Origin of the sequence: Lentzea sp. NPDC102401 (assembly GCF_044765805.1) — a bacterium.
Taxonomy (GTDB): Bacteria; Actinomycetota; Actinomycetes; order Mycobacteriales; family Pseudonocardiaceae; genus Lentzea; species Lentzea sokolovensis.
Genome location: NZ_JBIWKS010000008.1, coordinates 290,500 through 314,526, shown reverse-complemented (window position 1 = coordinate 314,526; position 24,027 = coordinate 290,500). Strand labels below are relative to the sequence as shown.

Genomic DNA, 24,027 nt, shown 5'->3' with positions numbered 1-24,027 from the left:
GGTCATCCTCCGATCACGTGCAGGGACGCCCACAGTGCCACGACGGCGCCGATCAGGGTGGCAGGCACGGCGAGCAGGCCGAGCTTCGTGAACTCCGGCAGGTTCACCTCGGTGTCGTGGTCGTGCACGATCCGCCGCCACAGCAACGTGGCGAGCGACCCGGCGTAGGTGAGGTTCGGGCCGAGGTTCACGCCCAGCAGCGCCGCCAGCACCACTCCTGGCCCCATCGGCGCCACCAGCGGCAGCAGGACGAGCACCGCGGGCAGGTTGTTGATCACGTTGGCGAGCACGGCGGCGACCGCGGCCACCCCGAGCAACGCCCACAGGCTGGTGCCGCCGGGGATCGCGAGCCGTAGGACGTCGTCCAGCCCGTTGTCGACCACCGCCCGCACCACGATGCCCAGGCCGAGCACGAACGCCAGGAACGGCAGCGACGCCGCCCGCACCACCTTGACCACGGTCGTGCGCTTCTTCGCGAGCGCCCGCACCGCCATGACGAGCGCGCCCGCGCAGGCCGCCCACGCCGGGTCGATCCCGGTGGCCGACGCGACCACGAACCCGACCAGCGTGCACCCGACGGTGGCCAGCGCGAACACCGGCAACTCCTGCTGCGGCCGCACCACCGGCGCGTGCGCGGGCGCGTCGAGATCGGTGCGGAAGAACCGCCGGAACACCACGTACTCGGCGACGATCGCCACGATCCACGGCAGCGCCATCAGTGCCGCGAACCGCGTGAAGCTGAGCCCGCTCGACGCGAACGCCAGCAGGTTCGTCAGGTTCGACACCGGCAGCAGCAGCGACGCGCTGTTGGACAGGTGCGTGCACGCGTAGACGTGCGGCTTCGGCCGGACGCCCAGCTGTGCGGCCGTCGCGAACACGACAGGCGTCAGAAGCACGACCGTCGCATCCAGACTCAGCACCGCCGTCGTCACCGAAGCCGTGACGAACACACCGCCCAGCAACGTCTTCGGTCTGCCGCCGGACGCCCGCGCCATCCAGGTGCCACGCGCCTGGAACAGTCCCTCGTCGTCGCAGAGCTGCGCGAGCACGAGGATCGCGGCCAGGAACCCGATCACGGGTCCCAGCCGCTCCGCCTCGTCCACCACGTGGTCGAACGGCAACGCCCCGGCGAGCACGACGAGCACCGCCGCGGGCACCGCCACCGCCGCCTCCGGCCAGCCCCACGGTCGGACGACCGCGCAGACCAGCACAGCGACCAGCAGCAACACCGACAGCGCCAGCACGGGATCCTCCTGCGCCGGCGGGCCCGGCTCTAACTCATCTTGGCCGCTGCCGACTTTATGGCCTGCCGGATGCGGAAGTAGGTGCCACACCGGCAGACGTTCGCGATCCGGTCGATGTCCTCGTCCGAAATCTCCTTCTTCGTCCGGAGCAAGGCAGCCGCGGCCATGATCTGGCCGGGCTGGCAGTAGCCGCACTGCGCGACGTCCTGCTCCAGCCACGCCTCCTGGACGGGGTGCAGGTCGTCACCGGACGCCAGTCCCTCGATCGTGGTCACCGACTGGCCTGCGCACTCGGCCACCGGCGTCACGCACGGCTGGATCTCGGCGCCGTTGAGGTGGGACGTGCAGGCGCGGCAGACGCCGATGCCGCAGCCGAACTTGGGGCCGCGCACGCCGAGCTTGTCGCGCAGCACCCAGAGCAGAGCCATGTCGGCGGGAGCGTCGACGGTGACCGGCTTCCCGTTGACGATCATGGTGTAAGTAGGCACAGGGGACGCTCCTTCAGCGCGGGAACGGCTCGAAGTCGACCGGGAAGATGATCGGGAAGCTGCGCGGCACCACGCCGGTCGCCCGCGCGTAGGCGTTGGCGATCGCGCCGACCGCGGCAGGCACGCCCAGTTCGCCCGCGCCGCCCGGTTCCCCGGTCGCCGGCATCACGAAGATCCGCACGTCCTTCGGGGCGTCCTTCTGCCGGGCGTAGTGGAACTGCGAGTAAGAACCCTCCAGCGGCAGGCCCTTGTCGATGTGCAGACCGGCGCGCAACGTGGTGGAGATGGCGTCGGTCAGACCGCCGAGGATCTGCGCCTCCAAACCGCGCGGGTTGATCGGGCGGCCGACGTCGACCGCGATCACCGCCTTGACCACGCGCGGGTTCTGCGGGTCGCGGGCGTCGATCTCGACCAGGCACGCGGTGCACGACTTGTACTCGTCGTGGAACGCGACGCCCTGCGCGAACCCCTTGGGCATCGCCCGGCCCCACTCGCCCTCCGCGACGACCTTGTCGAGCACGGCACGCTGGCGCGCGGTCTTGAGGTACTCGCGGCGGAACGCGACGGGGTCCTTGCCCATCTTCTTCGCGAGCTGGTCGACCAGGATCTCCTCCGCGCCACGGGTGTTCGCGGAGTAGACCGACCGCCACGAGCCCGTGTGCATGCGCAGCGGCACCTCGTTGAGCAGCGAGGTCACCGCGCCGAAGTTGTACGGCACCTTGCAGGTCGTGAGGAACACCGTCTGCGCGAACGACAGGTTGCCCGCGACCGGCAGCGACGCGGCGGTGGCGGTGAGGATCTCGCCGAGGCCGTGCCGGAAGTCGGTCTCCACCGAGGCGACGCGGTGCTCGAACGTCAGCACGTTGCCCAGCGCGAACGTCGCCCGCAGCTTGTGGTGGCTGGCGGCACGGGCACGGCCGTGGCGCATGTCGTCCTTGCGGTCCCACATGAGCTTCACCGGGCGCCGCAACGCCTTCGAGATCTGCGCGGCTTCCATCGCGGCGTCGAAGAACAGCCTGCGTCCGAACGAGCCGCCACCTTGCATCACGTGGACGGTGACCGCGGACTCGGGCAGTCCGATGGCCGCCGCGATGGTCTGCCGCGCCACGATCGGCGACTTCAGCCCCGCCCAGATCTCCGCGCGGTCGTCACGAACGTCCGCGATCGCCGAGTTCGTCTCCATCGGCGCGTGGCTGACGAACGCGAAATCGAACTCCATGTCGACGTGCTGGGTCAGCAGCGGCGGCACGATGAACGGCAGTGCGGCCGCCTGCAGCTTCGCCCGGATCTCCTTGTCCGACAACGCGTCGATCGTGCCGGCGTTCCAGGTGACCTTCAGCGCGTCGCGGGCCGCCATGGCCTGGCCGAAGGTCTCGGCGACCACCGCGACACCGGTGGGCACGACCCCGATCGCGAGCACACCGGGCATGGCTTTCGCGACCGTGGAATCGACCGACCTCACCGAGCCGTTGATCGTCGGTGGCCTGCGCACGACCGTCGGCATGGCGCCCGGCACGTCCTGGTCGAGCGTGTACTTGAACTGCCCGGTGACCATCGCGCGGGCGTCGATGCGCGACTGCGGCGTGCCGATGAGCCGGTGTTCCGAAGCCGGTTTCGGTTGCGCGGCGAAGACTCCGGTCAGCTGTGCCGCCGCCGAGGTGAGCAACCCGTAGACGATGGGACGCCCGTCCGGCAGGATCACCGCACCATCTCTTGTGGACAGTCGGTCTGCCGCGACGCCGTACTGCTTCGACGCCGCCGCGAGCAACCTGGCCCGTGCGGCCGCCGCCGCCTGACGGACCGGGCCGTACACCGACCGCATCGTGTTCGAACCGCCGGTGAGCTGGTTCATCAGCAGCTCTGGCCGCGCGTCGGCAAGCGTGACGCGAACCTGGTCCAGTGGCAGGTCGAGTTCCTCGGCGACGAGCATCGCGCACGCCGTGGTGATGCCCTGACCGACCTCGGCGCGGGGCAGTTCGAGTGTGACGACGCCGTCCTCGCCGACGCTGAGCACGGCGAGCGCGCCCGCGGTCGGAGTACCGGCCAGAATCAGAACGTCGCCGAGATCCAGGATCTCGGCCGGTTGCGGCAGCGTCGGGATGACGGCCTCGGCCGTGCCGGGAACAGCGACGGTGAGCACCGGCGCCGCGACCAGGAACGTGAGGAACTGCCGCCGGCGCACGGGGACCCGGGTTTCGGGGACCGGGACTTCGTTGTCACAGGTCATGTACTCGTCAACGACATCTGGCGGACATGGGTACGCCTGTCAGCCGAACGGGTGCAGGGCTGGCCGGCGGATCACCGTAACTGCGTCTTCACCGGGGACGATCTGCCGTACATGAGACGATTAGCAGTACTGCTGCTGGCACTTGTCCTGGTCTCTCCCACTCCTGCCCTCGCGGCGGACGGCCCGATGGCGATGATCTTCTCGCCCACCGCGGAGGCCTCCGTCCCGCTGAACGAGCCGCTGCTCGTGATCGGCGGCGCCGTCAACGGAGAGTCGGGCGGCATCACCGAGGTCGACTTCTCCACCGACAACGGCACCAACTGGACCGCTGTCGACGCGCACGGCGAGCGGTGGTCGGTCCTGCTCTTCCCGTCCGTCCCCGGCCCGCTGACGATCCTGGCCCGCGCCCACACCGCGTCCACGACCGGACCGGTCACCGCGTGGCGCACCATCCACGTCGGCGGCACGACGGTCCCCGCGCTCACCCACGAGACCTCGCTGATGCTGCACGACACGTACAGCCCGACGGTCAACGATCCCGACGAGCAGGCCGTCGAACTCGGCCTGCGCACCCAGGTCGACCGTCCGGGCTCCATCACGGCCGTGATCATCAAGCGCGGCGGCTACACCGGCCCCGTGACCGCGCGGATCTGGTCCGACGGCACGCTGCTGGCCGAGCAGGAAGCCCCCGGCGCCGCCTACAGCCAGCGGATCACCTTCAGCACCCCGGTTCCCGTGATGGCGGGCACCGAGTACGTCGTCTCGTACGTCACGCCCTCAGGTGGCTACAAGGCAACGGAGAACTACTTCGTGGGCAACCTCGTCCAGACGCCGTTCAAGATCCCGGTGAACGCCGGCGTGTACAGCTACGACGGCGGCTTCCCGACGGACAGCTGGTACGCCAGCAACTACGGGATCGAGCCGGTCTTCAGGCCGTAGCCACCCGGCGCTTCAGCACGGTCTCGGTGCCGCCGGTCGCGTCGAGCAACCTGATCAACGCACGCTTGACCGCGTCATCGCCGTGCACGTCCAACTCGCCGCGGAGCCGGCGGCTGTCCTCGACCAGCCGCCGGCCTCGGTCGGTGAGCCCCGCGCGCTTGATTCGGCTGTCGGTGCGGTCCGGCTCCCGCGTGACGTAGCCGAGGCGTTCCAGTTCGAGCAGCTGCTTCGAGGCGGCCTGCTGGGTGACGCCGAGCAGCTCGCCCAGTTCGGACACCGTCGGCGCGCCTTCGATCAGGTGTTGGATCACGTAGCCGTGCGACACCCGGACGCCCTCGTGCCCGATCTCGTGCAGCCGCTGGAGAATCGCGTCGTTCGCGGAACTGCCCGCCAGGTAGGCGAGGGTCGCGAGGTCGATGTCCATCAGATCCACAGCGGACATGGTGACATTGACAACCACGGTTGTACAACTATGGTTGTGGACATGAGTCCTGTTGACGCTGCCACCTCACTGCACCGCGCACTCGAAGCCGGGGAGTCCGGTTCCGCGCTGCGGCGCCACTTCACCGCCGACGCGGTGACCGTCGAGCGCCCGAACCTGATCAAACCGAACGGCGCGCGGACGCCGTTGGCCGAGATGCTCGCGAACTCCGAGAAGGGCGTCGGCCTGCTGGCGAGCCAGAAGTACGACGTGCACTCGGCGTTGGTCTCCGGCGACACCGCGATCCTGCGCCTGACCTGGACCGGCGTGCTCCGGGACGGCAAACAGCTCGTCGCGCACATCGCACAGTTCGTGGACACGCGCGACGGGCTGATCAGCGCTGTCGAGACGTTCGACTGCTACGAACCATTCTGAGCTCCTCCCCCTGCCACCTCTGGCGCAGCAACCGGTCGTGCGACGCCACGACGACCGCGCCGGGATAGTTCTCCAGCGCGGCTTCCAGCTCCTCCACCAGCGCGAGCGACAGGTGGTTGGTCGGCTCGTCCAGCAACAACACGTCGGATTCCCGGTTGAGCAACCGGGCGAGCGCGAGCCTCCGCCGTTGCCCGATCGACAACGCACCCACCGGCGTGGCGAAGTCTTCCCTGCGCAGCAACCCAGCGCTTCGAGCTCGTCCGCACTCCCGCCGAACGCTTCAAGGACCGTCTGCTTCGGTTCGCGCACAACGGTTTCCTGCGGCAGATACCCGATGACGCCGTTGCGAACGACCGTGCCGCGAGCCGGTTCGAGAGCACCCGCCAGCACGTCGAGCAACGTCGACTTGCCGGCGCCGTTCGGTCCTGTCACGAGCAACCGTTGCCCGGCCTCGACCTTCAGCTCCTCGAACTCGAGAACCACGCCCTCGCTCACCGCCGCGGTGAGCGGAGCGTTGAGACGCAACGGTTCCGGCGGTTTCGGCACCGGTTCGGCGCGCAGCCGCTCGAGCCGTTCGGACGCGCTGCGCACCCGCGTCCTGATCGACGCCTGCACGCGGCGGCCGTCGCCGTTGTACTTGCACTTGTTGTGGTCCCGGATCGGTCGCGCAGGCGCGACGCGGTGTGCCGTCGTGCCGCGCCACTCGGTCCAGTGGCCGATCTCGCCGGCCCACTCCTCGTAGGCCTGTTCCCACCGCTGCCGCGCCGCCCTCCTCCCGGCGACGTAGCCCGCGTAACCGTTGCCGTATCGGGTGATCGTCCGGTTCTCGACCTCGACGATCGCCGTGGTCACCCGTTCCAGCAGCAACCGGTCGTGCGTGACGACGACCACCGTTCCCCTGTGCTGCTCGAGTTTGTTCTCCAGCCAGGCGAGTGCCTGGTCGTCGAGGTGGTTGGTGCGTTCGTCGAGCAGCAGCAGTTCCGGTTCGGCCGACAGCACGCCCGCGAGCGCCTGCCTGGCCCGCTCACCGCCCGGTGGTGAAGGCCCGCGCGGGAGGCCGGTCACGGCCGAGCGTGCCCCATGCTGGCTGGTGTGCGGGGCGAAGGATCAACACCGGAAGCCTCGAGACGTCACGACCGACACAGCGTGACAGTCGTCGCAGGGCGTGCGGAGACACAAAACGCCTGTGGAGACCAGGTAAGACCGAGCAGTTGGGCACAGGTCGATGAAGCAGGAAGCCGTCGGGGTGCCGTGTGAGCGGCACGGACGAGAATCCTCGCCGTTCACGGCGTGGAGCACGTCAATACCACGTGCAGACCAACCCCGGCGGCCTCGACTTCCACGAGAACGTCGGCTCCGAGGGCGCCCGCGGCTACCGCAAGCGCCTGAACGAAGGCGGCCTCCAACCTCCTCCCCCAGGTAGACTGGCAGGGCATCTACCTGGGGGTTTGAGTGCAACGGAACGTGCGCGCGATCGACGACGTGATGGCATTGCCGGACGGGTTGTTCGCGCCGGAAGCCGACCGCTGGACGCTCGGGCGGGCGACTGGTGGGACGGCTTCTACGCGGACCGCGCGCGAGGTCCCGTTCTTCGTGGCCAAGCCGGACGAGAACCTGGTCGGCTATCTGGAACGCGGCCTGATCAGTCCGGGCAGGGCGCTCGACGTCGGCTGCGGACCCGGCCGCAACGCCCTCTTCCTGGCACGCAACGGCTTCCAGGTCGACGCCGTGGACATCTCGGCCACCGCCATCAGGTGGGCCACCGAACGCGCCGAAAGCCTCGACGTCCGGTTCCGGCACAGCGACGCGTTCGCGACCGAGGGCTCGTACGACCTGGTCTACGACTCGGGCTGCTTCCACCACCTGCCACCGCACCGCCGCATCGGCTATCTCGCACTGCTCGACCGCGTGCTCAGGCCCGGCGGCCACGTCGCCCTCACCTGCTTCACCGCGGAAGAGGGCACCGCCACGCCGGACGTGGAGCTGTACCGGCAGTCCGGGCTGTCCGGCGGGGTCGGCTACTCCCCGGACGACCTGCGCTGGATCTTCCAGGACCTCACCGAGGTCGACCTGCGCCGCATGACCGAGGAGCCTCTGGACTCCCGCGCGTTCGGCAAGTCGTTCCTGTGGACGGCGCTGTTCCGCGAGTAAGTGCAGCCAACGGACGCAGGCGTCCGGCAGGCGGAAAAGTCGGTGGTCGCCACCTGCGAAAGTAGGGTCAACGCCCTGCTCCAGTAGGTGATCCAGGGCACAAAACCGCAAGTATCGTCACCCGCGTGACACGGGCCGGAGAGCTGGCGCTGGCGCTGCTCGTGGCAGCGCTGGGGATCGGGCGCGAGTTCGCGCTGCCCGCGCCGTCCCATCTCGTGGCCGCGGGGACGACGTTCTACGTCACGGTCCACCTGCTCGCGGCGGCGGCGTTGTGGTGGCGGCGCACCCACCCCGTCGCCTCCGGCTCGGCAATCGCTTTCCTCACGCTCCTCACCCCGGTCTTCGCCTCGGTCGTGTCCGCCTACTCGATCACCGCTCACACCACGAGGCACCGCTGGCTGGTGGTCGTCCACGCCCTCGCGTGGCTGGCCGGCTCCGCGATGTGGACGTTTCCGGACGGACTCGTCGGCCCCTGCCTGGTCGCGGTCGCCGGGCTGACCGGCCTTCACCTCGGCGAGCGGCGCCGGTTCGTGGAGGCGCTCGCCGAGCGGGAACGTGAACTGATGGCCGAGCACGCACGCGCCGACGAACGCACCAGGCTCGCCGCCGAGATGCACGACGTCGTCACGCACCGGCTGAACCTGATGGTCTTGCACGCCGGTGCGTTGCGCATGGCCGCCAAAGACGATGAGGTGCGCAAAGCCGCCGAGGAACTGCGCGCCGCCGGCTGCCACTCGTTGGCCGAACTGCGCGACCTGGTCGGCGTGCTGCGGTCCGGCCGTGCCGCGCGCATCCCGGACGTGCTGCCCGACCGGCTCTCCCGTCTCGTCGCCGACTCCGCCGCCACCGGTCTGGAGATCACCCTGACCGAGCACGGCGACGCCGACACCATCTCGCCCGCCGTCCGCCGCACGATGTACCGGGTGGTCCAGGAGTCGCTGACCAACGTCCACAAGCACGCTCCCGGCGCCCACACCGAGATCACCATCCACTGTGGACCGAGCAGCGTCCGCGCGGTCATCCGCAACACCAGGCCGGCCGCGATCCCCGCCCTGGTGCTGCCCGGCTCCGGCAGCGGCCTGCGCGGCCTGCGCGGCCGCGTCGAGATGGTCGGCGGCACCCTCACGGCGGGCCCGACCGACGACGGCGGCTTCGAGGTCGACGCCGTCCTGCCCGCGTTCGTGCCGACCTGACCTCACTCGTCGGAGGCGCGGACCGCCCTGCAGGCCAGGTGGACCGCGAGCCGCTCGTCCGGGTTCAGCAAGCTGACGCCGAGCAGCTGTTCGGCCCGGTTGATCCGCTGCGCCACCGTGTTGCGGTGCACCTTCAACCGCACGGCCGCCGACGACGTCACCGACTCCTCGTCCAGGTAGATGGCGAGGGTGCGCAGCAGTTGCCCGTCCTCCACGCCCGTCAGCGGTTCCAGCAGGCGCGCGGCCTGCTCGACCAGCGCCGGCGTCTCGGCCGCCATCGACAACAGCCGCCGCACGCCCAGTTCGTCGATGTGCACGACCTTCACCGCCCCGGTCATCGCCGCGGCCTCGCGCGCCTCGGCCAGCGACCTGCCCACACCGGAGACGCCGTGGTGCGGGCGCCCGATGCCGGCGACGAGCGTGCAGCCGCCCAGCACCTGGGCGATCTTCGTGGCCAGCTCGCGGTGCTGCGACTGCGGCGGCTCGGAGTCGTTGGTGAGCCAGAACGACCAGCCCTCCGCGCCCTCGACCAGTTGGCCGTGCAGGCCGCGGCGGGACAGCTCGACGCGCAGCCGTTCGGTGTTGGCGGTGTCGAGCGCGTCCGGCGCGGGCGGGTTCGGCGCCATGTGGACGCCGGTGTGCCAGCCGTCGAGCCGCCACCCGGCGAGCACGGCCTGCTGCACGAGCTGCGGCGGCACGTCGTCGCCGGAGGCGAGCAGTTCGGACAGCAGGGAGCCGCGGGAACGGGCGCGGCGCTCGGTTTCGAGGCGTTCGGCGGCGACCCAGTTGCCGAGCGCCCACGAGGCGACCTGACTGATCTGCAGGACGGTCTCGGCCCAGCGCCTGTTGCTGCCGCCGGCGTGCGAGACGAGCCACAGGTGCACGTGCCCGGTCCGGTCGGTCTCCACCGGCACGGCGACGGCGAAGCCCTCGGCCAGCTCGACGGTGGCGGCGACGGAGCCGGCCAGCAGGTCCGGCGGCAGGCCGGGCGGGGAGACGCCCTCGATCGCCGTGCCGTCCGCGCTGATCACCGCACACGTCACGTGCAGCTCGCCGGACAGGATCGTGATCACCGAACGCGGATCGGGCCTGCTGCGTCCCAGCCGCGCGGTGACGGCGTTGAGCAGGCGGGCCGCCGCGACCTCGGGCCGCCGCACGGCCGTGCGCAACGCGTCCGCGACCAGCAACGGGTCGTCCGCGTCGATCTGCAGCAGCGGCACGCCGAGCCGGTTCGCGAACGAGATCGTGGCGGTGGACGGAGCCTGGTAGGAGCCGGTCGACGGCCGCACCAGCACGACGGCCCGCACGTCCGCGCTGTAGGCCCGGCGCAACGCCACCTCGACGAGGTACGGCTGGTGCCCGGTCAGGATCACCAGGTCGCCCGCCGAACACGCTTCGACGGCCGTCATGTCCGCCGCCAGCCGCACGTCCGCGACCTCGGTGCCGACGCCGCGCTGGCCCGCCAGCAGGGTCGCGTCGCCGAGCACGCCGATCTCCAGCAGATCGCGCACGGTCAGGGAGTCGGCGTCGTCGATCACTCGGCGTCCCGGAAGGGGACGTAGTCGAGGTCGTAGCCGAACGCCCGCGGATCGACCCGCCCGAGCATCTCTCCCCGAACCCATTGCGGCGGTGATGGGAGCGCTACCACGTCCACGACCGCGCCGAACCTGAGTCGTTCCGTCGACAGCGGGTGGCCGGTCTCGGCGTCCAGGCAGCACAGCAGATCCGGCGTCGTCACGAGGGGCTCGCCGTCCGCGAGCGCGACGAGGTACTCACCCTGCATCTCCAGGCGCACGTACGCATCGTCGGCGTCCAGCCGCCGCAGCGCCACCGTTCCGCGTGGAAAGTCCCCGACCGACTCCCGCCACACTTCGACGACTTTTCCCCGCGTGACAAGGAAACCGCCGGACTCCTCGGCTCTCTTCTCGACAGACGCCGTGTGCCGCGACCAGATCCCGCCCAGTTTCAGAGCACGGGCGAGTGAGCCCGTTATGCCCGCTTTGACCGCGTCCGCGAGCTTCAGCGGCTTCGCGACCATCATCGCCCAGCCGCCGAAGTCGACCATCACGGTGCGCGCGAGCTTCTCGATGCCGGTCGAGTCGAGCACCGCGCGGTTACCGCTGGGTTCGGTGATGGCCAACGGGGTCGTGGGCAGGCCGGCGGCGTCGTAGGTCGTCTGGTCGATCCGTGGGAACGCTCTCCCCATCCCGTCCACGTCGACGTACGGCAACCCCAGCCGTGCGGCCAGGATCAGCGGCAACAGGCCGTTGCACCCGCCGATCTCCCACCCGATGACGGCCGTCACGGGCGTGGAGTCCTGCGCCTGCAACGCCTTCAGGGCTTCCTCTGCCTCCTGGCCGGACGGCAGCTTCTCGATCATCACGGTCGGTGCGCCGATCAGCCCGACCCGCGCGCCGTAGCCGTCCGGATCGGCCTCCTCCGGCGACAGCACCGTGACCGGCCCGCTCTGCCGCATCTCGTGCCGCAGCATCGCGGCGAACGCGTGGGTCTCCTGCTCGCCGCCACCGCCCCCGCTGCCGAGCACGACCACGCCCAGGGCGAGCTGGTCCACCTCGTCGGGCCGGAGCAGGTGCATGCGCGTGACCCTAGTGGCCGAGCAGCAGATCACCCACCGCACGCGCCCGCACCCGGCTCGCGTTTCCCGGCAGGTACGCCAGCGGGATCTCCTCGACCTCGACGATTCGCACGCTGTCGGCCTTCGCACCCGCCGCGACGGCCTTGTCCACGGCCTCCTGCCGGGCCGCGTCGAGCACCTCGTCGCGCCGCCGCGGTTCCATCGTGAACACCCGGTCGACCTCGCCGCCGACCTGCGCGATCGCGGCGCCGATGGCGTTGGCGAAGGCGTGGTGCTCGGGCCGGACGACCTCGCTGACGCCCTCGATCCCGTCCGGCACGAGGACGCTGCCGCCCCCGACCAGCACGACGGGCAACGGCGCCGGGCTCGTGCGCATGCGGTCGACCTGCGTGGCGATCCGGCCGCGGACGTGGTCGAGCACCGACCGCACGAGCGTGCGGTCGAGGTGGCGCACCAGCGTCGCGTCGCCGATGTCGGCGAGGCCCGCCGCGACCGCGACGTCCGTCGCCGTCAGCATGTCGCCGCCGAACACCAGGGCCTGCCGGGACAGGCGGAATCCGACGCTGTCCGGCCCCACCTGGACGTCGCTCTGCTCCTGCCGCACGACGCTGCCGCCACCGAGGCCGACCGACAGCACGTCGGGCATCCGGAAGTTGGTGCGCACGCCGCTGATGAGCACCTCGGACGAGGCCTCGCGCGGGAAACCGTTGTGCAGCATGCCGATGTCCGTCGTGGTGCCGCCGATGTCGATCACCGCGCAGTCGTCCATGCCGGACAGGAACGCCCCGCCGCGCATGGAGTTCGTCGGCCCGGAGGCGAACGTGGCGACCGGGTGGCTGCGCGCGTACTCCAGGTCCATCAGCGTGCCGTCGTTCTGACTGAGGAAGAGCGGGGCGTCGATGCCCTGTGCCGTCAGGGATTCCGTGAGTCCGTCGGCGATCTGCTCGGCGAGCACGCGCAGCGCGGCGTTGATGATCGTCGCGTTCTCCCGCTCCAGCAGGCCGAGCCGTCCGATCTCGTGCGAGAAGCTCACCAGCAGGCCCGGCACCTCGGCCGTCAGGATCTCGGCTGCCCTGCGTTCGAAGTCGCTGCTGACCAACGAGAACACCGACGAGATGGCGACCGACCGCACGTCGTTGGCCGCGATGTCGGCGGCCACCGCGCGCAGTTCGTCCTCGTCGAGCGGCGAGATGACCCTGCCGTCGTACTCGTGGCCGCCGTGACAGAGGTACGCGTGCCCGCCGATGGCCTGCCGCAGCTGCTCCGGCCAGTCGACGAACGGCGGAAGTGCCGTGGTGGCGGGAAGTCCGAGCCGCACCGCCGCCGTCCGGGCGAGCCCGCGGCCCTCCACGACGGCGTTGACGAAGTGCGTCGTGCCGATCATGACCGCTGTGATCGCCGCCCGGTCGAACGCGAGCCCGCTGACCGCCCTGATGATCCCCGTGGTCACGTCGGCCGTGGTCGTCGCCTTGCACTCGGCCAGCACCCGGCGGCCCTCGACGAGAACGGCATCGGTGTTCGTGCCGCCGACGTCGATACCGATGTGCATGTGCACCCCTCAGGCGGCCGTCGCTTCCCCGACCACCTTACGGTTGGTGGCTCGTCGCGTGCGCATCCTCAAGAGGTCCAACCGCCCAGCGGACACGTACAGCGCGAAGGCGAGCACGAGAGAGTTCACACTGGGCTGCCCGAACGGCAGCAGCTCACCCACGATGGCCGCGGCCGGCCAGACGACCACGGTGACGGGCACCCACGAAGGCGCCGATCGCGGCACGAGCGGCCGCGTGGAGATGATCTCGTTGCGCCACCGCCGCACGACGTAGTACTCGGCGACCATGATCCCGGCGACGGGCGGGAACACCACGCCCAGCAACACCAGGAAGTGGCTGAACTGGTGCACGATCCCCGCCGCCGCGAGGAAGCTGCCCGCGCACCCGACCATGATCGTCACCTGCGCCCGGCTGATCCTGACGGCGAACACGGCGTCGACGAGGTTCACGATCCCGAGCGAGGCGGAGTAGAGGTTCCAGTCGTTGATCTTCAGAACCGCCGTGACCACGATCAGAGCGCCGATCCAGCCGCTGGACGAACTGATGACGCCCATGACGTCGGTCGTGCCGACCCCACGTGCGAGCACCACCCCGGCCAGGCTGATGACCCACTCGCCGAGCGTGATCCCCAGAACGGTCTGCTTGACGACGTCCCACTCGTTGCGGTTGAAGCGCGTCATGTCCGGCGCGATCGCCGCGCCCACGATGAAACTGCCGGTGACCAGCGTGATCGCGGTCAGCATCCCGATCGCGGGCCCCGGCGCCGGACCGGAGATGGCCGCACCGACATCGTTGACGTTGGTCAGCACGAGCCAGAGCAACAGGCCCAGGAACGCGGGCACGGCGACGTACGAGGTCCACGCCATCCACCGCACGCCATAGGCAGCGATGACCGTGACAACGATGCCGAAGAGCAACGACCACACCGGCGCGGGCAACACCCCGGCCACCCCGGCGAGCGTCGCCCCGGCCAGCCCCGTCTGCACCCCGAACCACCCGGTGCAGGACAGGGCGATGATCAGCCCGAGCACCGCCGACCCGGCGTGCCCGAAGCCCGTCCACCGAGTGAGGATGGCCGTGGAGAGCCCTTCCCGCTGCCCGATGACACCGACGGTGATCGCCACGGCGTTGAGAAGCACTGCCCCGATCGTGAGCGCGATGAACGCGTCCCAGAACGTCATGCCGAAGCCGAGGGTCGCGCCCAGCAGCAACTGACTCAGCGCGGTCGTCTGCCCGAAGCGCTGGGTCGCGACCGACAACCAAGGGTGCCGCGCCTGGTCAGGGACACGACTGAGGGCCTGATCATCGCGCCCGAGAAGAGCGGTCATGATCATCCCTCCGCCCTGTGATCGACAACCCGGACAGTAATAGCCGAGCCACGATCGAGCTACAGACACTCTGCACAGTCGGATGAATCACCACGTTGCGATTCGCACAGGCCACGCTAATTCATCGCCAGCGCAATCCGCCTGCGCGCCACCAGCCGAGTCTGATGAACGTCCATGCTCACCCCGAGCCCAGGCCGCCGCTCAAACCGGTCGTAGCTGCGGCTGAGCAGCCAGTGAGCCGCCACCGGGGTGATCAGCTCCAACCGCATCTCCTCCCTCAGTCGAGCCAGGGCCTCCTCGACCTGCCGGGTGAGAAACGCGTGCCGCGTCAAGCTGCCGCTGATTTCGTCGATCATGAAAACCATCGCGTGCGGCGACTCCCCGTACGAATAACTGCACAGCAGTGCCAGATATCCCGCGTCGATCGACCGGTCACCAATCCAGCATTCCCCGAATGAGAGCGCTCCCAGATCCCACTGAGGCTCGTCCTGATGCCGAGCCGCCTCCCGCGCCCACACCCCGGCCCGCCCAGGAAGCAAATGCCCAAGTGCCGTCAGCAGCGCCGCACTACGCCGGCTGGGCACCTCCTCCAGATGCCGGACGACGACCTCCCACAACTCCTCGTTGTCGGCAAAGGGCCCCGCGAACGAGCTGACCTGAAGCTCGACCTCCAGCGGATCGGTCAGCTGCGGCAACGGACGCCCGGCGTCCACCACCGCCTGCTGCATGGGGGTCAGCCTCGTCCGCATGGCGGGAGATTAGGCCGAACAGCCCAACGTGACCCGTTCGTCGATCAACGCCACCACGGGGATCACCCCATCGTGATCACGTGCTCGCGATCCCGTACGCGGCAGAGACCGGCAGCTGCTACTGCTCCCGGTGAGCGCGGCGCACCTTGTTCGTCAGGTAGCCGGCGGGGGACTCGGCACCGGCCGCGAGCCACTCCAGGGTGTGCGGCTCCAGCTCCACAGCCACCTCGCGAAGGAGGCCTTCCATCTTGTTCGCGTCGTCACGCCCTGCCCGAGCAAGCGTGAAAGCCAGCGTGGTGAAGTCCTTGCAACCCAGCACCGCGAACGCGGCGTCCGCGGGCAGCACCTCCTGGAGGAGTTCGGTCACCAACTGGTCCCGGTCGCCGTGGTCGGCCATCGACAGATCTCCCGTCAGCGCAGGTGGATTCGCTCGGCTTCAACCCCGCGCGTGCGGGTCAGCGGCGAGGTGATGATCTTGCAGGCGACCTTAATGACGACTTCCGACGATCGTGGGCGGTTTGCAGAATTCATCCCCCGAGATCTGGAAGCACACCGCCGTCACATTCCACCTGTCGATGGCACGGGCTCCCCGGTCGGTCCCTGGATTCCGTCACGAGAATCCGCCGCCCGCCCTGTCACCCGAAAGCCCTACAACGCCAGCTACGGTGGCACAGGTGACGACGTTTCCACCGGTGCCCGCGGACCTGTTCCGCTTCACCACGACCGACCAGGCGGAGCTGCACACCGCAGTGATGCGCGTGTTCGGGGTGGCGAACGAGTGCCTGCAGACCGTCCTCACCGCCGATGACGTGCAGCAACGGCTGCGAAGCGTCGGCTGGTCCGAGCAGGTGACGGACGACGAGCTCACCGCGTCCCTCACTGCTCTCCGTCAGTGGGGACTGCTCGACGCGTCGCAGCACCGGTACGGCCTCACCCGGTTCGGTGAGGCCGCGTACGCCGGCATCCAGCACGCCATGCACACCCTCACCACCGAGGGCGCGTTGCAGACCTCGGTGCTCGACGCCATCGCGGCCCACCTCGACGAACTCCGAGAGCCGCTGGACGAGCGCCATACCTTCGCGACGCTCACGCAGCTCGAAGGCCATCTCGAAGCCTTCAAGACCGGCACGACGCGGTTCAACGCCGACCTGCAGAGGCTCCTGAGGGACGACCAGGCCGACCTGGCCACGTTCCAGGACGTCAAGCGCACGACGGTCACCTACCTGCGCGACTTCATCGCGGAACTGGACGCCCGCAAGCTGAAGATCCGCGAGGCCGTCAGCGCCATCGACGCCGCCGAGCTGCACGAACGCGCGCGCAACGGCGCCGGGCTCGTCCCCGACCAGTGGTTGCAGCAACGGAAGGAGAACTGGAGCGGCCTCCGCAACTGGTTCTGCGACAACCCGCCGCGTGTCGAGGAGCTGCAGGACGTGTCGCGCAAGGCGATCGTGCAGTTGCTGCGGGTGCTCGACCGGATCAGCGAGCAGCGCAAGAAGCCCACGAACACCGCGGCCGACTTCAGGGCGCTCGCCCGGTGGTTCGCGCGGACCGAGACCGAGGACGAGGCGCACGAGCTGTTCAACGCGGCGTTCGGGCTGTGGCCGGCCAGGCACGCGCACCTCGCGCACGCCGACGGTGAGCTGTTGCCGAGCGGCGAGGCGTGGCACAACACGCCGCCGGTGCCCGTGTCGCCGCAGCTGCGCGCGACCGGCAAGCAGGAGCACATCGGCAGCACCGGCAAGGTCCGCAACGTCAAGGAGGTGCGCCGCAACCGCCGCGAGCAGGCCGAGAAGGAACGTGCCGAGCTGGAGTACGCGTGGTCGCAGATCCAGACCGACGGCGCGATCCGGATCTCCACGCTCACCAACCTCGACCACGACACGTTCCACCGGCTGATCGACCTGGTCGGCAGGGCGCTGGGCAGCGATCCGGACAGCACCGGTACGCGCACGGCCGGCACCAGCGACGGTCGGATGCAGATCAACCTGCGCAACGCGCGCGGCTGGGCGACCATGACCACCCAGAAGGGCACGCTGAGCGGGCCCGACTACGTGATCGACGTGCAGAGCCGATGAGCCGCCCCGGGAACCAGCTCGCACGGCTGGAGAGCGAAGAGGTGGCGCGTGGCGTTCGTCTGCTGCTCGCGCGTCCGTTGCTGACCGCGACGCAGGACCACGACGGCTTCGACCTCATCAGAAGGCGCCGCGAGCCGATCACGAAGTGGTTCGACTACTACTGCGGCTGGCGTGTGATCGTCGAGCCGCGCGCCGGTTACGCGCGCCTCTTCAAGGTGACGCAACGGCCCGACCGCACGCGGCCGGCGTTCGACCGGCGGCGCTACACGCTGCTGTGCCTCGTGTGCGCGGAGCTGCTGGCGACGGCGGTGAGCACGCTCGACGAGCTGACGACCCGCACGAAGCAGGCCGCCGCCGAGGACGGCCTGACGTTCGACCCGGCCAGGCGCAGCGACCGCAACGCGTTCAACGACGTCCTGACGTTCCTCGAAGAGAACGGCGCCGTCGAGACCGGCGAGCACGTCCGCGCGGACCCGACGCTCATCACTCGCCTGCTGGCAGCGCCGGTGCCACCCTCCACAGTGGACACGATCGCCGGACTGACCCGCGAGACCCGCTACGACACCGCGCACCGCAGCCTGTGGCAACGGCACTCCGTGATGCGTAGGCTCATCGACGATCCGGTGCTCTACAAGGAAGATCTGACCGCGAGCCAGCTCGCGTTCCTGACGTCCCCCGCCGGGCGCAAGGTCGTCCAGACGGGCATCCGGCTCGCCGGGTGCACCCTGGAGGAACGCGCCGAGGGTTATCTCGTGGTCGACGCCGACGCGATCGCCACGGACACGAGGTTCCCGGACGACGACAACCACGCGAAGGTAGCCGCTTTGCTGTTGCTCGACCGGTTGGCAGAGGGTCCGGCCACCACGGAGGACCTGGTCGAAGAAGTACGCGAGCTGCTCACGAAGTTCCGCACCTGGGCCAAGGCCTACCAGTCGGACGGTGGCGCGGGCAGGCTCGCGGCGGACGCGCTCGAACTGCTGGCGGCGTTCGGGCTCGTGCGCACGGAGAACGGCACCGTTCACAGGCTGCCCGCCGCAGCCAGGTACGCGGTCGAGGAGCTCAATGACTGACCGGTGGCAACCGAGCCGCGCCGGCATCATCAACGTCTGGCGCTACTACGACGAGATCTTCTCGTTCTACCAGGGCAGACTGCTGCTGAGAGGTCCCAACGGCACGGGCAAGTCGAAGGCGCTCGAGCTGCTGCTGCCGTACCTGTTCGACGCGAACCTGCGTCCGCACCGGCTGTCGACGTTCGGCAGTGCGGACCGCACGATGCACTGGAACCTCATGGGCGAGGGCAACCAGGGCAGCACGCGCGTCGGGTACGTGTGGCTGGAGTTCCAGCAGGGCGAGCAGTGGTTCACGTGCGGTGCGCGGCTCCAGGCCACCACGAACACGACGAACGTCATCGCCACGTACTTCACGACGTCGCTCAGGATCGGTGATCTGGCGCTGGTGAACGAGGCCGGGCGCCCGTTGACCAAGACCGATCTCATCGCCGCGATCGGTGACCACGGCGTCGTGCACGCCTCACCGACCGATTACCGCCACACGGTGCGGACGACGTTGTTCCCCGGCGTGAGCGAGCAACGGTATGACTCGCTGATCACCGCGCTGTTGCAGCTGCGCACGCCGAAGCTGTCCGAGCGGCTCGACCCGAGCGTGCTGTCCTCGTTGCTGTCCAAGGCACTTCCGCCGCTGGACCAGTCCGACCTGACCGAGATCGCCGAGGGGTTCGAACGACTCGACCGCCAGCGCGAGGACCTGCGGCGGCTCGACGAGGAGATCACCACCGCCGAACGGCTCGCGGACGTGCAGCGCGTCTACGCCCAGCGCGTTCTCGGTGTGGCCGCACGGGCGCTGGAGTCGGCGACCGAACAGCTCGAGGACCTGACGCGGGCCGCGCGGATGAGCGAACGCCGCTACCAGCGGCAGATCACGCTGAGCGACGAGGCGTTCGACCAGCTCGTGGCGCTCGGACGTGAGGCGAGCGCGGTCGACGCGGAGATCTCCGGCATCTCCGACCTCCCCGCGTACCAGGAGGGCAAGCAGCTCGACCTGTTGCGGCAGCAGCTTTCCGCCGCGACCCTGCGCGCGTCGGAGGCCGCCGCGCACGCCGTGAAACTCCGCGCGCGTGCCGTTGCCGACGAGGAACGGGCAGAGCAGGCCAAGTCCGATGCGGCCGCACGCGCCGATGAGCTTCGACGCTCCGCGGTGATCGCACGGGAAGCCGCCGAGCACGCGGGCATGCCGTCGGTGTTCGAGGAGATCGAGACGCACTCCGACGCGCGGTCGGGCCGTCAGCTGCTCACCGCCGCCATCGAGTCCCGGTCCACCGAGATCAACTCGATCAGTCGTGCCGTCGCCGCGCACGAGAGAGCAGTCAACGCACGGAATGCCGCACGCCAACGGCTTGAGGAGACGCGTGACGAGCTCGACCTCGCCACGGAAGCCGAAGCCGAAGCGCAACGGACGTTCGAGCAAGCGTTTGCGAAGTTCCGTGCGGACTTCGACACGTGGGCCCACGGCTGTTCCGAGCTGAACGTCTCCGAGCACGGCGAGGTCGTTGAGGCCGCGGCACGCGCTCGGGAGGAGTTCAGCCGCATCGAAGCGCGTCTGGAGGAGACGCGCACGGCGTTGAACGGCCAGCTCTCGCAGTACAACTCCATCCGCGAGAAGCTCGCCAATCAGGTCGATGTACCGCCGCCCGCGCCGTACACGCGTGACGACGAGTACCGCTCTCATGCTGTGGGCGCCCCTCTGTGGCGTCTGGTCGACTTCCGTCCTGGCACGCCACTTCCCGTGCGTGGCGCGGTCGAGGCGGCGCTGGAGGCCTCGGGCCTGCTCGACGCGTGGATCACGCCGGACAACTCGTTCGGCACGGCCGACCGGGACCGGTTCGCCGAACCGTCGCTGGCACCTCCCGCTCCCGGCTACACGCTGCTCGAGGTACTGGTCACCGACGACGAGCGCTGCCGGCAGTTCCTGGAGGGCGTCGCGTTCGGCGACACGGCCACGGGTCACGCCGTCGCGATCGGCGCGGACGGGACGTGGCGCCTGGCCAACGCGCACGGCCGCTGGACCAAGGACTTCCCCACCTACATCGGTGCGGACGCGCGCAAACGGGCCCGCGCGGGCCGGATCGCCGAACTGACCGGCCTGATCGAGCAGCTCGCCACCGATCTGTCCGGTGTGGACGCGGCGCTGAACCAGATCGCCGTGCGCCGCGCCACGCTGGTCGGCGAACTGGCCAGGCAGCCTTCGACCGATCCGATCGAGATCGCCGAAGAACAGCGGACGAAGGCACAGTTGCGTTGCGCGGCGAGGAAGGATGCCGTCGCGGCCGCAGCCCAGCGGGTGGCCGAGGCCGAGGCCGTCGTCGCCCAGCACACCGCCACCACCGAGGTCCCGGACGCGGACGCGCTGGCGGCGTTCGCCACCGCGGCCCACCGCTGGCTGGACGACCGCCACGACGCGTTCGCCACCGAAGCGCTGTCGGTCGAGGCCGGCAACCGCACCTCGACGAGCAGCGCGCTGGCCGACGAGGCCGAGGAGACGACGGCCGCGCGCCAGCAGGAGGCAGCTGACCTCGCCATCACGCTGGAGACCGTCGAACGTGCCGCGGGCTCCGAGTTCCAGGCCCTGGACCAGCAGCTCATCACGTTGCGCGCCAAGGCTCTCGCTCTGGCTGAGGAACGCGAACTGCTGCAGGACAAGCAGACGGGCCTAGCGCGCACACTCGGCACGTTGGAGGAGAAGCGCAAGATCGACACCGCACGTGCCGCGGAAGCCACCGTCGTGCACGAGGCGGCCGAAGCGCGCTACCGGCACCTGACCAGCGGCCACCTGCCCGCCGACGCCGGTGAGGTGCCCGACGAACCGGTGGACCCGCGCCTGATCCGCGACTCCGAGTCCCGTCTCGGTGCCGCCGTGCACCAGGCACAGCACCAGCTGGCCGGACGCATCGACCTGTCGCTCGACCCCGACGACGACGTCACCGTGCTGACCGCGACGCTGGACGGCGCGCGCATGGGTGCGCACGCCCTGCTTCAGACGTTGCAGGCCGAACGCGACCGCGTGCGCACGCACATCACGGACGTCGAACGGGACCTCTTCGACCAAACCCTCACCGGCGACACGCGCAGGCACATCGCCCAACGCATCCAGGGCGCCTCCGAGCTGGTCGCCACCATGAACCAACGCCTGGAGCGCGTCCAAACCGCGTCCGGCATCCGCGTGCAGCTCGACTGGCAGGTGGACCCGCAACTACCGCCGGGCACCCGAGAGGCCCGCGACCTCCTGCTGCGATCGGACCTGAACGACGACGAACGCGAGCTGCTGCACCAGTTCTTCCGTGAGCGCGTGGAAGAAGCACGCGCGCATGACTCCGCAACGGGCTGGGAACAACAACTCGCCCAGGTGCTCGACTACACGACGTGGCACCAGTTCGTCGTGAAGGTGGACAGGGGCGAAGGCTGGGTTCCGGTCACCAAACGGGTGCACGGCGCGTTGTCCGGCGGCGAGAAGGCCATCGTGCTGCACCTCCCGCTGTTCGCCGCGGCGGCCGCGCACTACCACGCCACGCCGACCGCACCCCGTCTGATCCTGCTGGACGAGGTCTTCGTCGGCGTCGACGCGACCAACCGCGGCCAACTGCTGGAACTGCTGGTCAACTTCGATCTCGACCTGGTGCTCACGTCGGACCACGAGTGGTGCGACTACCGGGAGCTGACCGGCATCGCCATCCACCAGCTCACGACCGGCACCGACGGCGACGACGCCGTGACGACCGTGCGCTTCACGTGGGACGGGCACAGCCTCACGGCCGATGACTAACTCCCGAACAACGCCAGCTGTTCGCGTTGTTCGGAGGTGAGCGGGAACGACGGGTTGCGCCGCGGGTAGATCTCCGCGGCGTCCCACAACTCCGTGCGCACGCTGGACGCGGTTCCGATTCTGCATCCACGCGCGCGTAGCTCAGCCACGACGGCCGCAGCGTCGAACAGGTACACGGCGTCGATGACCAACGGCCTTGTCGTGCCACGAGAACTGGCCGCGGCCGACTTGGGCCCGGCCAGCACCAGGTAGAGGTCCGGACCCTGCTCCTTCAGATCCAGCAGGCCTTCCCGCTTCGTGTACCACCGGACGCCCACCGTCCGGCCGCCGCCGAGCCTGCCGTCTCCGATGCCGAAGACCTGTGCCGCGATCCAGTCACCGAGGTGCCCGGTCAACGCGGGCCGCCCGATGCACGCCGACAGTTCGGCGTCGATGCGATTGCGTTCCTGGATGAGCGCGGCCACCCGGTCCATCGCGCTCATGCCGACCCGCTCAGCTGACCGAGCAGACCGGCGAACAGGTCCTCGGACACCACCGGAATCCCGTACGTGCGCGCCTTGTCCGCCTTGCCTGACATGGAGTCCGGGTCCGCCGCGATCACCACAGCGGTCCGCGTCGTCACGCCTGCCTTCACGGTGAGCCCGGCGGACAGCGCCCGGCGCTCCCACACGTCTCGGCCCTCGCGCATCTGGCCGGTGAAGACGACGAGGTCGCCCAGCGAGAGCCGGACCGGCCTGCGCAGCGCGTCGCCGACGTCCACGCCGAGCAACGACGCGACCAGCCGCAGGTCCGCCTCCTCGTCCGCGGTCACCCTGCCGTCCTCCCAGGCGGCGTCGGCGAGCGCGGCGAGGTAGCCGCGGTGCAGCTCCATCACCTGCGACAGGCCGAGATCGAGCGCACGAGCCACTTCGAGCAGCTCTTCCTGTTCCTCCAGCGTCAGGTGCCGGTCGACCAGCGCCCGGTCGAGCACGTCGAGGTACTCGTCGCCCGACGCGGTCTCCACCCGAGGCAGCAACCGCACGAGTTTCGCCAGGAAGTGCTGCTCGGCTCCGTGGGGGTGGCTGCGTTGCACGGCGAACGCGTTCAGAGTTCGCGGCACCGTCAGGCGCACCGGCTCCACGTCCCCGACGCGGTCCAGGCAACGCGCCAGCAGCCCCGCGGACGCCCGCGCGTCGTGCAGCGCGGAGTGCGCGGTGCCCATCGGCACGCCGGCCAGCTCGCAGCACGCGGCGAGCGACCGTGACGAGGCACCGAGGTACCGGCCGGCGAGGTTCATCGTGCAGAGCCCCTCCGCGAAGAGCTCGTGGCCGAGCCTCGCGAACTCGGCCCGCAGGAACCGCAGGTCGAACGACAGGTTGTGCGCGACGAGCACCCGTCCCGACAGCCTCGCGGCGAGCTCACCGGCGATACCGGCGAACTCGGGCGCGCGACGGGCGTCCGCGGCGCTGATGCCGTGCACGTGCTGGGCGCCGAGGTCGCGGCGCGGGTTGACCAGCGTGCACCACTCGTCCACCCGGCGGCCGGACGCGTCGAGGTGCACGACGGCGACCTCGATCACCCGGTGGTGCTGACCAGGTGAAAGTCCGGTGGTCTCGACGTCGACGACCGCGTACCCGTTGCTCATGCCGGACCTGTCGTTCGGACCCGTGCCGCGCGTTATCCCCGTGCGCCGAGGTCATCCGTAAGGACCAACGCGAGCTCACCGCGCGGTGGTGCACGAGCTGGTGCAACAGGCCTGCCGACGCGTCATCAAGCAGATGAACGTCATCGACCACCACGACGCGATCGCGCAACG

General features: G+C 69.8%; 21 protein-coding genes and 1 pseudogene. 8 read left to right on the top strand and 14 right to left on the bottom strand.

The features are described from left to right. Positions 1 to 2: 2 nt before the first annotated feature. From ACIRG5_RS27920 to ACIRG5_RS27910, 3 genes are read right to left on the bottom strand one after another with little or no spacing between them, the layout of a single operon-like run. Positions 3 to 1,244 carry an SLC13 family permease gene (locus ACIRG5_RS27920; RefSeq protein WP_402909677.1) on the bottom strand — a complete coding sequence of 414 codons (1,242 nt, stop codon included), beginning with the start codon at positions 1,242 to 1,244 and terminating at the stop codon, positions 3 to 5. A 29-nt stretch (positions 1,245 to 1,273) separates the two neighbouring features. Beyond that, a complete protein-coding gene (locus tag ACIRG5_RS27915) occupies positions 1,274 to 1,732 on the bottom strand; it encodes a (2Fe-2S)-binding protein (protein ID WP_402909675.1) in 459 nt (152 codons plus the stop codon). A 13-nt stretch (positions 1,733 to 1,745) separates the two neighbouring features. After that, positions 1,746 to 3,959, bottom strand: a complete 2,214-nt coding sequence (locus tag ACIRG5_RS27910) for a molybdopterin cofactor-binding domain-containing protein (protein WP_402909673.1) — start codon at positions 3,957 to 3,959, stop codon at positions 1,746 to 1,748. A gap of 111 nt (positions 3,960 to 4,070) precedes the next feature. Here ACIRG5_RS27910 and ACIRG5_RS27905 point away from each other — a divergent pair, with 111 nt between their 5' ends. Then, positions 4,071 to 4,898: a DUF4082 domain-containing protein gene (locus ACIRG5_RS27905; RefSeq protein WP_402909671.1), complete on the top strand. Its 828-nt coding sequence runs from the start codon at positions 4,071 to 4,073 to the stop codon at positions 4,896 to 4,898. Here the strand turns inward: ACIRG5_RS27905 and ACIRG5_RS27900 are convergent. Further along, entirely contained in the window at positions 4,888 to 5,340 is a 453-nt protein-coding gene (locus tag ACIRG5_RS27900; RefSeq protein ID WP_402909669.1) for a MarR family winged helix-turn-helix transcriptional regulator, read from the bottom strand. The two genes, ACIRG5_RS27905 and ACIRG5_RS27900, sit on opposite strands and share 11 nt — an antisense overlap. A 42-nt stretch (positions 5,341 to 5,382) precedes the next feature. Here ACIRG5_RS27900 and ACIRG5_RS27895 point away from each other — a divergent pair, with 42 nt between their 5' ends. Further along, the gene (locus ACIRG5_RS27895) at positions 5,383 to 5,754 is read left to right on the top strand and encodes a nuclear transport factor 2 family protein (RefSeq protein ID WP_402909667.1); all 372 of its coding nucleotides are present in this window, start codon (positions 5,383 to 5,385) and stop codon (positions 5,752 to 5,754) included. Here ACIRG5_RS27895 and ACIRG5_RS27890 read toward each other — a convergent pair. Next, positions 5,714 to 5,995, bottom strand: a complete 282-nt coding sequence (locus tag ACIRG5_RS27890; protein WP_402909665.1) for an ATP-binding cassette domain-containing protein — start codon at positions 5,993 to 5,995, stop codon at positions 5,714 to 5,716. The genes ACIRG5_RS27895 and ACIRG5_RS27890 overlap by 41 nt on opposite strands. Positions 5,996 to 6,096: 101 nt before the next feature. Continuing rightward, positions 6,097 to 6,186 (bottom strand): annotated as a pseudogene (locus ACIRG5_RS27885) (ATP-binding cassette domain-containing protein); the annotation flags it as partial. A 279-nt stretch (positions 6,187 to 6,465) separates the two neighbouring features. Between ACIRG5_RS27885 and ACIRG5_RS27880 the strand changes: the two are divergent. The 3 genes from ACIRG5_RS27880 (at position 6,466) to ACIRG5_RS27870 (ending at position 9,098) form a co-directional block, all read left to right on the top strand. Then, positions 6,466 to 6,795, top strand: coding sequence for a hypothetical protein (locus tag ACIRG5_RS27880; RefSeq protein ID WP_402909663.1), 330 nt, complete (start codon positions 6,466 to 6,468; stop codon positions 6,793 to 6,795). A 411-nt stretch (positions 6,796 to 7,206) separates the two neighbouring features. Then, a complete protein-coding gene (locus ACIRG5_RS27875) occupies positions 7,207 to 7,905 on the top strand; it encodes a class I SAM-dependent methyltransferase (RefSeq protein ID WP_402909661.1) in 699 nt (232 codons plus the stop codon). 125 nt (positions 7,906 to 8,030) lie between these two features. Next, a complete protein-coding gene (locus ACIRG5_RS27870) occupies positions 8,031 to 9,098 on the top strand; it encodes a sensor histidine kinase (protein ID WP_402909659.1) in 1,068 nt (355 codons plus the stop codon). A 2-nt stretch (positions 9,099 to 9,100) separates the two neighbouring features. On the opposite strand, the gene ACIRG5_RS27865 is transcribed toward ACIRG5_RS27870, so the two are convergent. The 6 genes from ACIRG5_RS27865 to ACIRG5_RS27840 all read right to left on the bottom strand — a co-directional run bounded on the left by ACIRG5_RS27865 (position 9,101) and on the right by ACIRG5_RS27840 (position 15,718). Beyond that, positions 9,101 to 10,636 carry a helix-turn-helix domain-containing protein gene (locus ACIRG5_RS27865; protein WP_402909657.1) on the bottom strand — a complete coding sequence of 512 codons (1,536 nt, stop codon included), beginning with the start codon at positions 10,634 to 10,636 and terminating at the stop codon, positions 9,101 to 9,103. Further along, positions 10,633 to 11,694 (bottom strand): DUF917 domain-containing protein, encoded by a 1,062-nt coding sequence (locus ACIRG5_RS27860; RefSeq protein WP_402909655.1) that lies wholly within the window; start codon positions 11,692 to 11,694, stop codon positions 10,633 to 10,635. The genes ACIRG5_RS27865 and ACIRG5_RS27860 overlap by 4 nt, the downstream gene beginning before the upstream one ends. Positions 11,695 to 11,704: 10 nt before the next feature. Further along, the gene (locus ACIRG5_RS27855; protein ID WP_402909653.1) at positions 11,705 to 13,243 is read right to left on the bottom strand and encodes a hydantoinase/oxoprolinase N-terminal domain-containing protein; all 1,539 of its coding nucleotides are present in this window, start codon (positions 13,241 to 13,243) and stop codon (positions 11,705 to 11,707) included. 9 nt (positions 13,244 to 13,252) lie between these two features. Next, positions 13,253 to 14,572 (bottom strand): purine-cytosine permease family protein, encoded by a 1,320-nt coding sequence (locus ACIRG5_RS27850; RefSeq protein WP_402909651.1) that lies wholly within the window; start codon positions 14,570 to 14,572, stop codon positions 13,253 to 13,255. Positions 14,573 to 14,688: 116 nt separating this feature from the next. Further along, positions 14,689 to 15,300 (bottom strand): hypothetical protein, encoded by a 612-nt coding sequence (locus ACIRG5_RS27845; RefSeq protein WP_402909649.1) that lies wholly within the window; start codon positions 15,298 to 15,300, stop codon positions 14,689 to 14,691. Between the two features lie 139 nt (positions 15,301 to 15,439). Next, a complete protein-coding gene (locus ACIRG5_RS27840; protein ID WP_402909647.1) occupies positions 15,440 to 15,718 on the bottom strand; it encodes a hypothetical protein in 279 nt (92 codons plus the stop codon). 277 nt (positions 15,719 to 15,995) lie between these two features. Between ACIRG5_RS27840 and ACIRG5_RS27835 the strand changes: the two genes are divergently transcribed. The 3 genes from ACIRG5_RS27835 to ACIRG5_RS27825 are packed head-to-tail and all read left to right on the top strand — an operon-like array spanning position 15,996 to position 22,232. Beyond that, complete coding sequence (locus tag ACIRG5_RS27835) at positions 15,996 to 17,396, top strand: TIGR02677 family protein (protein WP_402909645.1); 1,401 nt, start codon at positions 15,996 to 15,998, stop codon at positions 17,394 to 17,396. Then, positions 17,393 to 18,466 (top strand): TIGR02678 family protein, encoded by a 1,074-nt coding sequence (locus ACIRG5_RS27830; RefSeq protein ID WP_402909643.1) that lies wholly within the window; start codon positions 17,393 to 17,395, stop codon positions 18,464 to 18,466. The genes ACIRG5_RS27835 and ACIRG5_RS27830 overlap by 4 nt, the downstream gene beginning before the upstream one ends. After that, positions 18,459 to 22,232, top strand: a complete 3,774-nt coding sequence (locus tag ACIRG5_RS27825) for a TIGR02680 family protein (RefSeq protein WP_402909641.1) — start codon at positions 18,459 to 18,461, stop codon at positions 22,230 to 22,232. Before ACIRG5_RS27830 ends, ACIRG5_RS27825 begins: the two co-directional genes overlap by 8 nt. Here the strand turns inward: ACIRG5_RS27825 and ACIRG5_RS27820 are convergent. Both ACIRG5_RS27820 and ACIRG5_RS27815 read right to left on the bottom strand, forming a co-directional pair. After that, positions 22,229 to 22,714: a hypothetical protein gene (locus tag ACIRG5_RS27820; RefSeq protein ID WP_402909639.1), complete on the bottom strand. Its 486-nt coding sequence runs from the start codon at positions 22,712 to 22,714 to the stop codon at positions 22,229 to 22,231. The two genes, ACIRG5_RS27825 and ACIRG5_RS27820, sit on opposite strands and share 4 nt — an antisense overlap. Beyond that, positions 22,711 to 23,856: an exonuclease domain-containing protein gene (locus ACIRG5_RS27815; protein ID WP_402909636.1), complete on the bottom strand. Its 1,146-nt coding sequence runs from the start codon at positions 23,854 to 23,856 to the stop codon at positions 22,711 to 22,713. Before ACIRG5_RS27815 ends, ACIRG5_RS27820 begins: the two co-directional genes overlap by 4 nt. Between the last annotated feature and the right edge of the window lie 171 nt (positions 23,857 to 24,027).

Bases quoted from the DNA above. Each gene is read 5' to 3' on its own strand.
- ACIRG5_RS27840 (WP_402909647.1), bottom strand. From the start codon at position 15,718: ATGGCCGACCACGGCGACCGGGACCAGTTGGTGACCGAACTCCTCCAG.
- ACIRG5_RS27855 (WP_402909653.1), bottom strand. From the start codon at position 13,243: ATGCACATCGGTATCGACGTCGGCGGCACGAACACCGATGCCGTTCTC.
- ACIRG5_RS27905 (WP_402909671.1), top strand. From the start codon at position 4,071: ATGAGACGATTAGCAGTACTGCTGCTGGCACTTGTCCTGGTCTCTCCC.
- ACIRG5_RS27825 (WP_402909641.1), top strand. From the start codon at position 18,459: ATGACTGACCGGTGGCAACCGAGCCGCGCCGGCATCATCAACGTCTGG.
- ACIRG5_RS27900 (WP_402909669.1), bottom strand. From the start codon at position 5,340: ATGTCCGCTGTGGATCTGATGGACATCGACCTCGCGACCCTCGCCTAC.
- ACIRG5_RS27815 (WP_402909636.1), bottom strand. From the start codon at position 23,856: ATGAGCAACGGGTACGCGGTCGTCGACGTCGAGACCACCGGACTTTCA.
- ACIRG5_RS27820 (WP_402909639.1), bottom strand. From the start codon at position 22,714: ATGAGCGCGATGGACCGGGTGGCCGCGCTCATCCAGGAACGCAATCGC.
- ACIRG5_RS27830 (WP_402909643.1), top strand. From the start codon at position 17,393: ATGAGCCGCCCCGGGAACCAGCTCGCACGGCTGGAGAGCGAAGAGGTG.
- ACIRG5_RS27845 (WP_402909649.1), bottom strand. From the start codon at position 15,300: ATGCAGCAGGCGGTGGTGGACGCCGGGCGTCCGTTGCCGCAGCTGACC.
- ACIRG5_RS27895 (WP_402909667.1), top strand. From the start codon at position 5,383: ATGAGTCCTGTTGACGCTGCCACCTCACTGCACCGCGCACTCGAAGCC.
- ACIRG5_RS27910 (WP_402909673.1), bottom strand. From the start codon at position 3,959: ATGACCTGTGACAACGAAGTCCCGGTCCCCGAAACCCGGGTCCCCGTG.
- ACIRG5_RS27860 (WP_402909655.1), bottom strand. From the start codon at position 11,694: ATGCACCTGCTCCGGCCCGACGAGGTGGACCAGCTCGCCCTGGGCGTG.
- ACIRG5_RS27850 (WP_402909651.1), bottom strand. From the start codon at position 14,572: ATGACCGCTCTTCTCGGGCGCGATGATCAGGCCCTCAGTCGTGTCCCT.